The sequence below is a fragment of the Halomonas sp. QHL1 genome (genome assembly GCF_001882345.1).
Taxonomy (GTDB): Bacteria; Pseudomonadota; Gammaproteobacteria; order Pseudomonadales; family Halomonadaceae; genus Vreelandella.
In genome coordinates, this window is the sequence record NZ_MINL01000001.1 from 3,475,684 (window position 1) to 3,489,605 (window position 13,922).

The window sequence follows — 13,922 nt, forward strand, 5'->3', positions numbered from 1 at the left end:
ACGTTGGTAAACAACAGCACGCCGCTGACGACGATTTCGTTCCACACTGAAAGGGCATAACGATGACACAACCATCGATAGATCAGGCGTATCTGGCAAAACGCCAACTGCGCAAAGGCACCGCTGGCTGGATACTGCTGGCGGGGCTTGGGGTTTCCTACGTCATTTCCGGTGACTTCGCCGGGTGGAACTTTGGCATCGCTGAAGCGGGTTGGGGTGGCTTTGCGATTGCCGCCTGTTTGATGGCGCTGATGTACTTAGCCTTGGTGCTGTCGCTCGCGGAAATGTCAGCGGCACTTCCCGCTGCGGGCGGTGGCTACAGCTTTGCCCGCCAAGCAATGGGGCCTGCCGGCGGTTACTTAACCGGGTTGGCGGTATTGATCGAGTACGCCTTGGCCCCAGCGGCGATTGTGATTTTTATCGGTGCCGCCGTAGAGGCGTTACTAGGCATTAACGGCCCGCTGGTGTACCTGATTTTCTACGCCGTGTTTATTGGAATCCATCTGGCGGGGGTGGGGGAAGCGCTCAAGGTCATGATGGTGATTAGCGGCATGGCGGTGTTCGCCATTCTGGCCACCGCTGTCGCACTGATAGGCAGTTTCGACGCTGCCAACCTGTTTGATATTGCCCCCACCGATGCGGCGGGCGCCAGCACCTTCATGCCGTTTGGCTGGTACGGTGTTTGGGCGGCGCTGCCGTTTGGTATGTGGCTGTTCCTGGCAGTGGAAGGCGTACCACTGGCGGCGGAAGAGGCCAAAGACCCCGCCCGGGATATGCCCAAAGGCATTATCGCGGCGATGCTGTTTCTGCTCTTCACTGCGCTGTTAGTCGTGGTGCTACTGGCCGGTGCGGCGGGTGCCGAAATGATTGGCCAAAGCGGCGTACCCTTAGTAGATGCGCTGAACGCGGCGGGCAATCCAACCCTGGCCACGATAGTAAACGTGCTGGGCTTAGCAGGGCTCATTGCCTCGTTCTTTTCGATTATTTATGGCTATAGCCGGTTGGTGTTCGCGCTCTCACGGGCGGGCTATTTGCCTAAGCGCTTATCGCTGACTAGCGGGCGTAAAGTGCCTTATCTAGCGCTGATCGTGCCCGGTGTGTTTGGCTTTATAGTCTCACTCAGCGGTGAAGGTGACCTAATGCTGGGCATGGCCGTGGTCGGTGCCACCATTTCCTACGCACTGATGGCACTTAGCCACATTATGCTGCGCGTACAGCAGCCCGATCTGCCTCGCCCCTATAAAACCCCTGGCGGTGTTGTGACATCAGGCATTGCGCTAGTGCTCTCTCTGGTCGCGCTAACCGGGGTCTACGCTTTTGACCCGCGCGCTTTTAACTACACTATTGTGCTGTTTATTGCCGGTGCGGCCTACTTCTTCCTCTACAGTAAAAATCATCTGGTGGCGAAAACCGCAGAGGAGGAGTTTGCGCTAGTGGTGGCATCACCTGAAGACCTAGGCGGAGACGAGCCTGCTCACGCAGCGCCCTCTACCAAGCTGTAGCGTTCACTCTTTCGCTCACAGGGCAAAGAAGCCTCTGCATCTATGGATGTAGAGGCTTTTGTGTTTCTATCGACTAACACTTAATCGCTTACCTATGGGGAGCACCGATGACGTTGATATTTGATAATCCTAATGAGCAGCAGCGCTGGTACGCAGTAGATGATGACGTAATGGGCGGTGCTTCCCAGAGCGCGTTCAGTGTCATCGACGGTGAAGGGCGTTTTCATGGGGAGGTATCACTGGAAAACGGCGGGGGTTTTGCGTCCGTTCGCCGCGACCCCAACGGTTTTGAACCCACGCTAGCAGATGCCCAGGGCATAGCGCTGACAGTACGGGGTGATGGTCGTACCTATCAACTGCGCCTAAAAAGTACCTCTCTGGGCAATGCCTCAGCGTATCGGGTGAAATTTACGCCTGCTCAGGATAGCTGGGAAACGCTGCACTTCCCCTGGAGCGTCTTTGAGGCGGTGCGGCGTGGCACGTTGCTCAACGATGCCCCCGCAGTAACGCCCAGCGAGATTCACCAGCTCGGCTTTTTAATTGCAGACCGCACCGCAGGGCCTTTCTGTTTGCAGGTAAGTGCGATAAACGCAGTGCTTGATTAACGATAAAAATAGCAGCAGTACCATCCAATAGTATTAGTTGGTTGTCTTAGGTACATGATGCTGCTAATTTTAATACGGCTTACAGTTTGTGCATAATTTTTGTGGCAGGTCTGTAGAGCTTTTTGGTGGGTCGAAATGCCTGCCATTCGTTCAATCAGGAGGTGTGGTAATGGCGATGGAAACGGTTCGCTTTGGTGGCGACGATATTGAAAATTCACTGGCGAAAATGGATGACAAAAAACTCGACGAGTTAGCCTTTGGGGCGATCCAGTTGGATGCCAACGGTAAAATTATTCAATACAACGCCGCGGAAGGCGGTATTACCGGTCGAGACCCCAAAAGCGTGATCGGTAAAAACTTCTTTACCGACGTAGCCCCCTGCACACAAAGCAAAGAGTTTCAGGGCCGTTTTAAAGACGGGGTTAAAAGTGGCGACCTCAACACGATGTTTGAATACATTTTTGACTACCAGATGACGCCTACCAAAGTGAAAGTGCATATGAAGAAAGCCATTTCAGGTGACACTTACTGGATTTTTGTTAAGCGTTTATAACGCGCCAAAAGCCGCTTGCTCAACGGTCAACAGGGGTAGGCGGCTTGGTGCTTGAACCGGACAATGTTTCTGACGTCGTTAAGGATAACAAGATGCCTCAGTGGCTAAGCGAAGCCGATTGCAAAGCGGTTCTGCAATCACTGCTGAGCGCAGAACTGTCTGTTTACCGGGGTACCTCAGTGCCGAACTGGCAGGATACACCGGCTATCGATTCCCTCGAACGACTTCACCTCGCCGCTTGTGTTAACGAGTTCTTCTGTTTGCACGAGACCGGCGCCGAAGACCGCCTGTTAATGACCCAACGCTTTGATGATTGGGCGGCCCTAGTGGCGCGAGCCATCACTGAAACCTCAGGGCTGACGTTTAGAACTTCGGGCAGTACTGGGTCTCCCTCCGCTCATTTACACCGCTGGGAAGATATTGCAGCCGAGGCGAATGCCTTAGCGCAGCGTTTTGCGTCGCTAGCGACGTTACACCGCGTGATTAGCTGGTTACCGCTACATCACCTATACGGTTTTATGCTGGGGGTGGCGTTGCCAGGGGTGATGGGTATTCCGCGCATTAGCGTCGACAACGCAACGCTACCTACTTTAACTGCTGGTGATTTAGTGGTCACGGTTCCTCCCCGCTGGGACTATTTGGCCTTATCGCGCGGCAGCTGGCCCGCCAATGTCGTCGGGGTGTCTTCGACTGCACCGCTCTCTGCCGAGACCTCAGATACGTTGAACGCACGCGGACTAACCGGACTGCTGGAGATTTACGGCAGCACCGAAACCGGCGGTGTCGCCACCCGCTGGCAGCAGGATGAGCCTTATCGGCTGTTAGCCCATTGGCAACGCGTCGATACGCGGCATATTCAACGCGTTAATAGCCGCATCGCCACACCGCTGCTGGATAATACCCACTGGCACGACGAACACACCTTCACGCTGCAGGGGCGTCACGATGATGTAGTGATGATCGGCGGCGTTAACGTCAGTCCCCGCTTTGTGGCCGAGCGCTTACGTACTTTGGAGAGCGTGGCTGAGTGTGCGATACGTACCACGGGGCCCACCACAAAACGGCGGTTGAAAGCCTTTGTGGTACCTGTGAAAAACGAGCAGGAAACCGCTAACGCGATAGCGCAAACCATTGCCCAGTGGCCTGCCGCCGAGCGCCCCGTGGGGGTTACTTATGGCGCTGCCTTGCCCACCAATACGATGGGCAAGCTAACCGACTGGTAGTTATATAAAACAAGCTTCTAGACAGGATATGCCGCTATGGACGATGGGCGTCGCACGCTTGAAGAGATTGAACGGATTGCGTTGGGGCGACAGTCGATAACACTATCCTCAACCGAAAAAAACGCGGTGGCAAAAGCCCATGCGTTTTTATGCACGGCCATTGAACAGCGTCGGCGAATCTATGGCGTGACAACCGGATACGGACCGCTGGCGACCACTGATGTGGATCCCAAGCAGTCGGCGTTGCTGCAGCAAAATTTGGTTTATCACTTGTGCAGCGGTGTTGGCGAGCCGCTATCGCATCGCCATGCGCGCGCGATGATGGTAGCGCGCCTGGCCAGCTTAGTGCGCGGTCACTCGGGCGCCAACCCTGTGCTAATTGAACGGCTGCAGGCTTGGTTAGAGGCCGATTTGGTGCCTGAAGTACCGTCGCGTGGCACCGTGGGCGCTAGCGGCGATTTAACCCCGCTGGCGCATTTAGCGCGGGCACTTAGCGGTGAAGGAAAGGTTAGCCTGCGCGGGGGAAGTTGGATAGACAGCGGTGAGGCACATCAACAGTTGGGCTGGAAGCCGCTGGTATTACAGGGTAAAGACGCTATCGCGTTGGTCAATGGAACGTCGACCACGGCCGGCATTGCTGCCTTGAACGCCACCGCAGCGCAAAGGGCACTAAAACTCAGCACGTTGCTGGTATTGCTTTACGCCGAACTGTTGGAAGGGCATCGCGAAGCCTTTCATCCCGCTATCGGCGAGCTGCGTCCGCACCCTGGTCAGCAGCAGCTGCACCGCTGGCTTTGGTCACTTTCTGAAGATAGCGATGCGTTAACTCCCTGGCAGCGGACCCCTTCATCGCTGCCTGATATGCACAACGATATCGAACAACACCGGCCGCTACCCCAAGATGCCTATACCTTGCGTTGCGCGCCGCAAGCTTTGGGGGCTGTTTGGGACGTAGTCGAGCAGCACGCACAAACCGTGCGTATCGAGCTGGAGGCCGTTACCGACAACCCGCTACTGTTGGCTGATGACGATCTTATCCTCCACGGAGGCAACTTTTTTGGCCAGCAGCTCGCCTTTGCCAGTGACAGTCTCAACAGTGCGCTTATCCAGATGGCGCTGTACAGCGAACGGCGTATTGCCAGGATTACGGATCCATTGAAAAACAGAGGTTTGCCTGCCTTTATGCAGCCGCTCGACACCGGTTTGCATAGCGGTTTTATGGGCGCCCAGGTCAGCGCAACAGCGCTTGTTGCAGAGCTGCGCAGCCATGCCATGCCCGCCTCTATTCAATCGATCCCCACCAACGCCGATAACCAAGATATCGTCCCCCTGGGCACCATCGCCGCAAGGCGGGCCAGCACAAGCTTAGAGCAACTTTACCAAGTGTTAGCGATTGAAGCTTTGGTACTGGCACAGGGGGCTGAGTTAAAAAATGCACACCTACTTAGCCACGCCTCCCAAACGCTGTGTGCCTGGGTGCGCGAGCATGCGCCGCCGCTTAAGCAGGATCGGCCACTGTCAGAAGAGATTGCCAAAGTGGCAGCGGCACTCGCTGACCCGGACGAGGTAGCGCCGTTAATAGCGTTACTGAGCTCAAAGCCTTAACCCCACCAAGGTCGTCTCGCATGTAGTTTCCGGTTACGCGAAGCTGGTAAAAATAATCAGGAGCCCGGCCCGTGAAACACTCACCTGCGTACCGCTTAGCGACGACGATTTTGCATGGCTTCGATGAGTACCGTGCGCGTTTTAAAGAGATCACGGCGGATGCAAGCCGCCGCTTTCGTGACGCGGCGTGGCGTGATACCCAACTGGCTTCGGCGGAGCGCATCAATCTCTATCAGGAAAAAATCGACGTCACTCTGGGGCGTTTAAAGCGTACCTTTGACCCCGAGGTGGTTTCTCACTGCGAGTGCTGGCGAGAGGCGCGCAACCACTACGCCGAACTGATCAGCCATCGGCTCGATTTTGAACTGGCGGAAACCTTTTTTAACTCGCTGTTCTGCGCCATTTTCCATCACCGCCATATCCGCAACGAGTGGATGTTTGTGTATAGTTCACGGGAAGATGCCGCTCACCGCTCGGGGATTGATCTCTGCCGTCGCAAACAGGTTAATGGCGACTGGCAAGCCGCGCTCAAATGGGCGCTTATCGATGCCCCCTTCGAAAATCGCTTTGCGGAAATAGACCAGGATACCCAGTTAGGCGCAACGTTTTTACAGCAGCACTTACCGGCGGCAATTTTGCACGCCGATGATGCTGAAATCGAGCTGTTGAATAGCGTCTTTTATCGCAATAAAGGTGCTTATCTGGTGGGGCGGGTTATCGGCGGCGGTCAGCAGGTGCCGCTGGTGCTGCCGGTACTCCACGGCGAGGGCTTTGGTGAGCAGGCAGGCGGCGATCCCAGCCTGCACCTGGATACGGTATTGATCGAAACTGACGAGGTGTCGATTATCTTTTCCTTCACCCGCGCTTACTTTCAGGTCGAGGTAGCGGTGCCCAGGGAGTTTGTCGATTACCTTCAGCAGTTGATGCCGCATAAGCCAGAAGGTGAACTCTATGCTGCCATCGGCTTTTTCAAACATGGTAAAACCGAGTTTTTCAGGGCCCTGAATCGTCAGGTGGCGAAGCGCGAAGATCAGTTTATTATCGCCCCAGGCGTGCGTGGCATGGTGATGGCGGTGTTTGTGCTGCCCAGTTTTCGCACCGTATTTAAGATCATTAAAGATAAATTCGACCCGGCCAAAGACGTGACCCACGCCGTAGTACGCGAGAAGTATCGGCTAGTGAAGCGCCACGACAGGGTAGGGCGCATGGCGGACACCCAGGAGTTCTCTAATTTTATCGTCCGCCAGGATCACTTCTCTGCCGAGTGTTTAACCCATCTGCTAGAGGTAGCACCCTCGACGGTGGTGCTTAGAGACGACAAAGTTATCATCAAACACTGCTACACCGAGCGCATGATGACGCCGCTGAATATCTACCTGGAGAAGTGCAGCGACGAAGAGACGCTCATGGTGCTGAAAGATTATGGCAATGCCATTAAACAGATGGCCGCGGCAAATATTTTTCCTGGCGATATGCTACTGAAAAACTTTGGCGTGACGCGCCATGGCCGGGTGGTCTTCTATGACTACGATGAAGTCTGTTACCTCACCGAATGCCGTTTCCGGCATATTCCTAAATCCTATGGCAACGACTTCCAGGGGGGCGATACGTTATCCATTGGCCCTAACGATATTTTTCCGGAGGAGTTCGGGCCCTTTATGTTCGCTAACCCTGCGCTACGTCGCATCTTTGTGGAGCAGCACCCAGAGCTATTTGACCCGGATTACTGGTTGGAACTGCAGCAGGCAATCATCGATGGCCGCGTCATTGATGTTTATCCTTACCGTAACAAACAGCGTTTTGCGGGCAGTATCGGCCAACTAGTATATTAGGCCTCTATTTAAGGTGCGGTGGAACATAAACGACGAGGTGAATATGGCAGCAAGCCCGCATTTGGTGGTATTTACCGGCTCGGGAATTAGCGCCGAGAGCGGGATCAAAACCTTTCGCGCCAGCGACGGCCTGTGGGAGAACCACCCGGTTGAAGATGTCGCCACCCCTCAGGCCTGGCGGCGCAACCCGCAGCAGGTATTGGATTTTTATAATCAGCGCCGTGAACAGATCCGTCGTGCCAAGCCCAATGCTGCCCATAAAGCGCTGGCTGCTCTTGAACAAGGTGGGTTTAACGTCAGCATCATTACTCAGAATATCGATGACCTCCACGAGCGTGCAGGCTCCCGCCAGGTGCTGCACCTGCACGGTGAGATTTTAAAAGCGCGCTCCTCCATCGATGAGCGTATGCGCTACCCGCTGCCCAAGGGCGGAATTGAACTGGGGCATGTCTGCGATAAAGGCAGCCAGCTGCGTCCCGATGTGGTCTGGTTTGGCGAGTCGGTACCGCTGTTTGCCGAGGCCTGTGAACTCGTCAGTCAGGCGGACTTTCTGCTGGTCGTCGGCACATCGCTGGCAGTCATGCCCGCCGCTTCGCTACTCTCGCACATTGACTACGACACGCCCTGCGCATTGGTCGACCCAGAGGCGGATATGCTTAGCCCGCCGGGTGTGCTGGCAATTAACACCACCGCCGGTGAAGGCGTTCCGGCACTGGTCAATCGCTGGAAGCAGCAGGGTAATCTTTTGCTGTCATAGCCCTGGCTTTAGCTGCGGTTAAACCACGCCTTCATTACGTCGGTTATCTGGGTGATTCCCGCTTTAGAGGTGATATAGGCGGGCATGGTGTAGAGCCAACGGCCAATGGGGCGCAGCCATACGCCTCGCTCGCGGGCGAAGTCACCTACGCCTTTTAACGCTTCAGTGGAGTGCGCTTCGATCACGGCGGTGGCGCCAAGGACTCGAACGTCGGCCACGGCCGGATGTGCATTCAGCGCTTGGTCTTCAAGTAGCTCACGCTGCAGCTGCTGGCTGAGCTTGGCAATTTTGCCGAGGTAATTCTCTTCCTCGAAGACGCGCAGGCTTTCCAGCGCCACGCGGCAGGCCAACGGGTTGCCCATAAAGGTAGGCCCGTGCATAAAGGCGTGCTGGGGAGTGTCGCCGATAAAGGCGCCGTGGACACGATCTGTGGCGAGCGTTGCGGCGTGGCCCAAATAGCCGCCGGTCAAGCCTTTGGAGAGCACCATAATATCTGGAGTAACGCCCGCGTGGTCAGCGGCAAACAGCTTGCCGGTGCGGCCAAAGCCGGTAGCGACTTCGTCAAAAATTAGCAGCACCCCAAACTCATCGCACAGTTCGCGGGCGCCAGTAACATAGTCCGGTGAGGTCATATTAAGCCCGCCAGCAGCTTGTAAAAGCGGCTCCATTAGCAGGGCGGCGATCTCCTCATGGTGGCTCTCAAATACGCTACGCAGGGCGCTAAGGTCGTGTTCGACCTGACCAGTGGTGGCATCAAAAGGGGCCGTGGGCGCCGGGGCGAAATGGTGCTGGGGGAGTAGGCTGGCAAACAGACTGTGCATGCCCTCTTCCGGGTCGCACACTGCCATGCAGCCGGTGGTGTCACCGTGGTACGCCTTCATCAACGAGAGCATCTTTCGCTTGCCGGGGTTGCCGGTGAGCACCTGGTACTGGAGGGCCATTTTCATCGCCACTTCCATGCCTACCGAGCCGCTGTCCGAATAGAAAACGTGGTTCAGGCCGGCGGGGGTAATGCGCACCAGCTCACGCGCTAATTGATCGGCCGGGTCGTGGGTTAAGCCGCCAAGCATCACATGGCACAGCTCGCCTGCCTGCTCGCGAATGGCCGCGACAAGGCGCGGGTGGCCATAGCCGTGGATCATGCACCACCAGGAGCAGGTGGCATCCAGCAGGCGCTCGCCGTTCTCAAGCACAAAGTGAGTACCGTCACCGCCAACCACCTTGGGCGCGGGCGTCTGGGTTTTTAAGTGGGCATAAGGATGCCAAACCGGCGTGTTCATAACGGCTCCAGGGAGAGATAGGGGGCGGCAGTCGCGGCGTCGGGGGCATCAAGATGGGGAATAATACCTAAACAGGGGGCCGCGAGTTGGGCGTTCAAATGGGCAATATTGGCCTCAAAGCGGGCTGTGTCAGCCGCAAAAGCGGGATCAACTACGCTACCCGCCCATCCTGCTACTACCAAGCCGTCGGCGCGAATGGCTTCTGCCGTTAAGCGGGCATGATTCAAGCAGCCCAGCTTTAGGCCAACCACCAGAATCACTGGCAGCTCAAGCGCTATCGCCAGGTCGGCGAAATCTTCCTGCTCGTTTAACGGTACCCGCCAGCCACCGGCGCCTTCAATAAGGGTGATGTCTCTAGATGTTTGGGCAAGTGTTTCGCGCAGCAAGCTAACGATGGCGCTAATCTCAAGCGGCTTGCCCGCCTCTAACGCTGCAAGATGAGGCGCGATGGCGGGGGCAAAGGCGATGGGATTAACCGTGGCGTAGTCGACCGGGGGCACGCTTTGATGCTGAAGGGCGAGGGCATCGCTATTTTGCAGGCCTTCAGACGTCGCTTGGCTACCCGAAGCGATAGGTTTTAAGCCTAGAGTGCTCAACTGCTGTTGGCGGGCGGCAAAGAGCAATCCGCTTGTCACCAGGGTTTTACCCGCATCGGTATCGGTGCCAGTCACAAACCAGACGTTCATAGCGATTTTTCCAAGTGCAGCGTTAAGCAGTGGTAGCTCACGGGTAGGCCTTCCGGCTGGCGCAGCTGTTCGAAACGCGCTTGTGCGGCGGCGATGTCATTTCGGCTAAGGCTGGCTTGTGGCCGAGCAATCTGGGCGCCGACACCTTTGATAGATGCCATCACCGCCTTCAAATCAGGGTAATAGAAGCGCTCAACGGTGGCCGCCTGGCGGGCAATGGTTAAGCTGCTTTCACCGATGGCCCTCTCGACGCTGGCGCGATCAGGTGTTTGCAGCAGCGCCTCCGGGCGCTGCCAGGCAAAGGCGATCTCCTCTAGAGTGCCGGGCAGTAGCGTGGTGATATGTGCCTGCCCACCGGGCGTGAGTACCCGGTAAAGCTCATCCATCACCGCGCCAATATCGCGACACCACTGAACCGCCAAATTGGAAAACACTAGATCAAAGGCATGCTTACCAAACGGCAGTGCCGCAGCGTCACCCGGTTGCCAGTGGATACTTTCACCATAGCGTTGGCGAGCCTGTTCCAGCATGCCGGGGGCTAAATCTAACCCCGTTATACGAGCATTCGGGTAACGTTCAGCCAACCGTTGTGTCCAGTAACCAGTGCCGCACCCCATATCCAACACGTTAAAAGCGCGTGGAGGTAACGAATCCCAAAGCATCTCGCCTATGTGGCGCTGGGCAGTAGCGAGCACATCATAGCGGGGCGCAGCCCGGGAAAAGGCGTGGGCGACCCGTGCTTGCCAGTTAACCTCGCTGTTCAGCATTAGGTCGCTCATAAAACCGCCGTGCTGACGTTAGTCATCTGGGTGGCATGACTGACAATCGCGGCGGCGAGCACCTGGGGCTGCGAGAGCATCGGGCAGTGGCCGACACCACTTAGGGTCTCACTAATGCGGCGCTGGGCAGGGCTGATGAATGGATCATGGTCGCCTATGAGGCGCACCAACGGGCAAGGGGGCGCTGCTAGCCTTGGGCGATTATCAATCGACGCCAGCCACTGCAGGCCGGCAGCTAAGGTGGTGATATCGGCGGGCGGTGTATCGCCCAGCAAGTCCTGTAGCTGCCGGTAAGCGCGTCTGGGACTGGGCTCCCCTTGGGTCTGCCAGCGCAAAAAGTGTTGCCAGGTTGCGGTGGGGTCGCGCTTAAAGGCGCGCTGAAAAGCCTTTAGCTCGGCGGTGGTAACGCCATCATCGGCGCAGAAAGTTGCGCCCGCGCCTAATAATATAAGCCCCTTCGGGGCTGGGAGGTGGTCGAGCAGGGCGGTCGCCAGTAGGCCGCCCAGGGACCAGCCTACCCACACTGTATCGTGGGGTAATGACGTGGCCATCGACTCCGCTAACTGCGCAATGGTCGCATTAGCGGGTAGCGCGGGGGTATCGCCATCACCTTCACTATACCCCGGCCAATCGTGAGACTGAGCTTCAGTCTCACGCGGCCAGTAGGCTTCAAGTGACTGCCAAATACGACGGTCAATGCCCCAGCCAGAGAGCAGCATTAGGCGTGGGTAAGACACATGGCCTCCTCACGCTGACACGTTGTTAGCGCTGCTAATAACTGATCGATATGGTCACGGGTATGAACTGCGCTTAGCGTAATACGCAAGCGTGCTTCACCGCTGGGTACCGTAGGTGGGCGAATCGCTCCTACGTGTATGCCCCGCTGTTGTAGTTGCGCTGCCCAGCTTAGGGTGCGCGCTTCATCACCCAAAATCAGTGGCTGAATAGGGGTGGCCGAATCGCTGAGCGGGAGCCCCAAGAGAAGCGCTTCGCGGCGAAAATAAGCGATAGTGGCGTTTAGCTGGGCGCGGCGTTCCGGTTCACTCTGAACGATCTCCAGCGCTTTTAAAGTCGCGGCGGCAATCGCCGGGGGCTGGGCGGTGGTATAGATATAGCTGCGTGAAAACTGAATCAGGTGGTCGATTAGCTCGGCATCTCCGGCTACAAAAGCCCCGGCGGTACCTAATGCTTTACCCAGGGTTCCGACCAAAATCGGCACCTCGGCACTGTTCCAAGTGCTGCCCACGCAGCCGCTGCCATTGTCGCCTAACACGCCCACGCCGTGGGCGTCGTCGATCATCAGCCAAGCGCTATGGCGTTGGCAGGTGGCGACTAAGCTGGCGATGTCAGCCACATCGCCATCCATACTGAAAACACCATCGCTGACCACGAGTTTGTGCACGCACTCACTGCGCGCCAGCAGGCTTGCCAGGTCAATGGCATCGCGGTGATGAAAGCGCCGAGAGCGGGCACCGCTTAATGCGGCGCCATCGATTAGCGATGCATGGTTGAGTCGGTCTTGGAAAAGTGCGGTATGGCGCTCTGCCAGCGCTTGCAGCACGCCGACATTGGCCATATAGCCGGTAGAAAACAGCAGCGTACGTTCGCGGCCTGTCCAGCGTGCTAACGCTTCTTCCAGGGCGTCGTGAATCTCCAGATGACCGCTGACCAAATGCGAAGCGCCTGCACCTGCACCGTAACGGCGGGCGCCCGCTGCCTGGGCTTCACAAACGCGCGGGTCTTGGGCAAGACCCAGGTAGTCGTTACCGGCAAAGTCCAAAGTGCTATTTTCCACTACCTGTCGAGTTCGCCAACGATTTGCCTGCTGGCGATCAGCGCGGGCGTCGGCCAGGCGCTGTTGCCACGCTTTAGACACTGGCGTCTACCGCCAGCTCGGCAACGCGTTCGGCGTGCATCTGCTGCTGTGCCTGTTGGGCAAGGCGTGCCGCTTGGGTAGCTTCGCTTTCGCAGGTTTCGCGCTTTTCAGGGTGCAGGCCCAGCTTGGCAAACAGCGCACGGTCGCGATCCACTTGGGGGTTTCCGGTGGTCAGTAGCTTGTCGCCGTAGAAGATCGAGTTGGCGCCTGCCAAAAACGCCAGCGCCTGGGTCGATTCGTTCATCTGCTCACGGCCAGCGGAGAGCCGCACATGGCTTTGCGGCATCATGATGCGGGCGACCGCAATAGCGCGGATAAACTCGATGGGGTCTAAATCTTCGACATTTTCCAGCGGTGTGCCGGGCACTTTTACCAGCATATTAATCGGCACGGATTCAGGGTGCGGGGAGAGCTTGGCCAGCTGTTGCAGCAGGGCGCTACGATCTTTGGCATCTTCGCCCATGCCGAGAATGCCACCGGAGCACACTTTCATGCCTGCATCGCGCACGTTGGAGAGTGTTTCCAGCCGGTCGGAATAGGTGCGGGTGGTGATGATTTCGCCGTAGAACTCCGGCGAGGTATCCAAGTTGTGGTTGTAGTAATCGAGCCCCGCCGTGGCCAGTCGGCTAGCTTGCTCGCCGTCGACCATCCCCAGGGTCATACAGGTTTCAAGGTCCACGGCTTTCACCTGACGAACCATCTCTTCGACCAGCAGTAGATCTTTATCGCGAGGGCTGCGCCACGCCGCGCCCATGCAAAACCGGCTGGCGCCTGCCTCTTTCGCGGCCTTGGCTTGTTCGACGACCTTTTCGATTTCCAGCAGCTTCTCTTTCTCCAGCTGGGTGTTGTAGTGGCCGGACTGGGGGCAGTATTTGCAGTCTTCCGGGCAGGCGCCGGTTTTAATCGACAGCAGGGTAGAGACCTGCACCGCGTTAGCATCGAAGTGAGCACGGTGAACCTGCTGGGCTTGAAACAGCAGATCATTGAACGGCAGCGCAAAAAGCGCGTTGATCTCATCCAGCGTCCAGTCGTGACGTTGTTCATGAAAGAAATGTTCATGAAGAAGCTGTTCGTGATGCACGGTCATGGTGTAAACCTTTTTACCTTTAATAGTTGACGAGACTTTAGCGGCGTTGCGCTTTGGGTGTCAACGTTGGTGGTTTTTTAGGTTTACGGTGGTGGTGGAAACATTCGTCAAAAGACGGCGTGCTCATTTATACTCGG

Annotated in this window: 13 protein-coding genes; 7 read left to right on the forward strand and 6 right to left on the reverse strand. The window is 56.9% G+C overall.

The window, feature by feature from the left end; genetic code table 11:
• Positions 1-62: 62 nt before the first annotated feature.
• From eat to QHL1GM_RS15970, 7 genes are all read left to right on the forward strand, one after another.
• Positions 63-1,502 (forward strand): ethanolamine permease, encoded by a 1,440-nt coding sequence (gene eat / locus QHL1GM_RS15940; RefSeq protein WP_071695339.1) that lies wholly within the window; start codon positions 63-65, stop codon positions 1,500-1,502.
• A gap of 107 nt (positions 1,503-1,609) precedes the next feature.
• The gene (locus tag QHL1GM_RS15945) at positions 1,610-2,107 is read left to right on the forward strand and encodes a CIA30 family protein (protein ID WP_071695340.1); all 498 of its coding nucleotides are present in this window, start codon (positions 1,610-1,612) and stop codon (positions 2,105-2,107) included.
• Between the two features lie 169 nt (positions 2,108-2,276).
• Complete coding sequence (gene pyp, locus QHL1GM_RS15950; RefSeq protein ID WP_071695341.1) at positions 2,277-2,660, forward strand: photoactive yellow protein; 384 nt, start codon at positions 2,277-2,279, stop codon at positions 2,658-2,660.
• 92 nt (positions 2,661-2,752) lie between these two features.
• The gene (locus QHL1GM_RS15955; protein ID WP_071695342.1) at positions 2,753-3,883 is read left to right on the forward strand and encodes an AMP-binding protein; all 1,131 of its coding nucleotides are present in this window, start codon (positions 2,753-2,755) and stop codon (positions 3,881-3,883) included.
• Between the two features lie 36 nt (positions 3,884-3,919).
• A complete protein-coding gene (gene hutH, locus QHL1GM_RS15960; protein WP_071695343.1) occupies positions 3,920-5,488 on the forward strand; it encodes a histidine ammonia-lyase in 1,569 nt (522 codons plus the stop codon).
• A gap of 71 nt (positions 5,489-5,559) precedes the next feature.
• Positions 5,560-7,320 (forward strand): bifunctional isocitrate dehydrogenase kinase/phosphatase, encoded by a 1,761-nt coding sequence (gene aceK, locus QHL1GM_RS15965; protein ID WP_071695344.1) that lies wholly within the window; start codon positions 5,560-5,562, stop codon positions 7,318-7,320.
• A 43-nt stretch (positions 7,321-7,363) separates the two neighbouring features.
• Positions 7,364-8,077 (forward strand): NAD-dependent deacylase, encoded by a 714-nt coding sequence (locus QHL1GM_RS15970; protein ID WP_071695345.1) that lies wholly within the window; start codon positions 7,364-7,366, stop codon positions 8,075-8,077.
• Between the two features lie 8 nt (positions 8,078-8,085).
• Here QHL1GM_RS15970 and bioA read toward each other — a convergent pair whose 3' ends face one another.
• Genes bioA through bioB form a run of 6 tightly spaced genes read right to left on the reverse strand, consistent with a single transcriptional unit; the run spans position 8,086 to position 13,785 of the window.
• Positions 8,086-9,357, reverse strand: a complete 1,272-nt coding sequence (gene bioA / locus QHL1GM_RS15975) for an adenosylmethionine--8-amino-7-oxononanoate transaminase (protein WP_071695346.1) — start codon at positions 9,355-9,357, stop codon at positions 8,086-8,088.
• A complete protein-coding gene (bioD, locus tag QHL1GM_RS15980) occupies positions 9,354-10,043 on the reverse strand; it encodes a dethiobiotin synthase (RefSeq protein ID WP_071695347.1) in 690 nt (229 codons plus the stop codon). Before bioD ends, bioA begins: the two co-directional genes overlap by 4 nt.
• The gene (bioC, locus tag QHL1GM_RS15985) at positions 10,040-10,822 is read right to left on the reverse strand and encodes a malonyl-ACP O-methyltransferase BioC (protein ID WP_071695348.1); all 783 of its coding nucleotides are present in this window, start codon (positions 10,820-10,822) and stop codon (positions 10,040-10,042) included. Before bioC ends, bioD begins: the two co-directional genes overlap by 4 nt.
• Positions 10,819-11,559, reverse strand: coding sequence for an alpha/beta fold hydrolase (locus QHL1GM_RS15990; protein WP_139245623.1), 741 nt, complete (start codon positions 11,557-11,559; stop codon positions 10,819-10,821). The genes bioC and QHL1GM_RS15990 overlap by 4 nt, the downstream gene beginning before the upstream one ends.
• Positions 11,541-12,698 (reverse strand): 8-amino-7-oxononanoate synthase, encoded by a 1,158-nt coding sequence (gene bioF, locus QHL1GM_RS15995; RefSeq protein ID WP_071695350.1) that lies wholly within the window; start codon positions 12,696-12,698, stop codon positions 11,541-11,543. Before bioF ends, QHL1GM_RS15990 begins: the two co-directional genes overlap by 19 nt.
• A complete protein-coding gene (gene bioB, locus QHL1GM_RS16000) occupies positions 12,691-13,785 on the reverse strand; it encodes a biotin synthase BioB (protein WP_071695351.1) in 1,095 nt (364 codons plus the stop codon). Before bioB ends, bioF begins: the two co-directional genes overlap by 8 nt.
• Between the last annotated feature and the right edge of the window lie 137 nt (positions 13,786-13,922).

Bases quoted from the DNA above. Each gene is read 5' to 3' on its own strand.
- eat (WP_071695339.1), top strand. From the start codon at position 63: ATGACACAACCATCGATAGATCAGGCGTATCTGGCAAAACGCCAACTG.
- QHL1GM_RS15945 (WP_071695340.1), top strand. From the start codon at position 1,610: ATGACGTTGATATTTGATAATCCTAATGAGCAGCAGCGCTGGTACGCA.
- pyp (WP_071695341.1), top strand. From the start codon at position 2,277: ATGGCGATGGAAACGGTTCGCTTTGGTGGCGACGATATTGAAAATTCA.
- QHL1GM_RS15955 (WP_071695342.1), top strand. From the start codon at position 2,753: ATGCCTCAGTGGCTAAGCGAAGCCGATTGCAAAGCGGTTCTGCAATCA.
- hutH (WP_071695343.1), top strand. From the start codon at position 3,920: ATGGACGATGGGCGTCGCACGCTTGAAGAGATTGAACGGATTGCGTTG.
- QHL1GM_RS15970 (WP_071695345.1), top strand. From the start codon at position 7,364: ATGGCAGCAAGCCCGCATTTGGTGGTATTTACCGGCTCGGGAATTAGC.
- bioA (WP_071695346.1), bottom strand. From the start codon at position 9,357: ATGAACACGCCGGTTTGGCATCCTTATGCCCACTTAAAAACCCAGACG.
- bioD (WP_071695347.1), bottom strand. From the start codon at position 10,043: ATGAACGTCTGGTTTGTGACTGGCACCGATACCGATGCGGGTAAAACC.
- bioC (WP_071695348.1), bottom strand. From the start codon at position 10,822: ATGAGCGACCTAATGCTGAACAGCGAGGTTAACTGGCAAGCACGGGTC.
- bioB (WP_071695351.1), bottom strand. From the start codon at position 13,785: ATGACCGTGCATCACGAACAGCTTCTTCATGAACATTTCTTTCATGAA.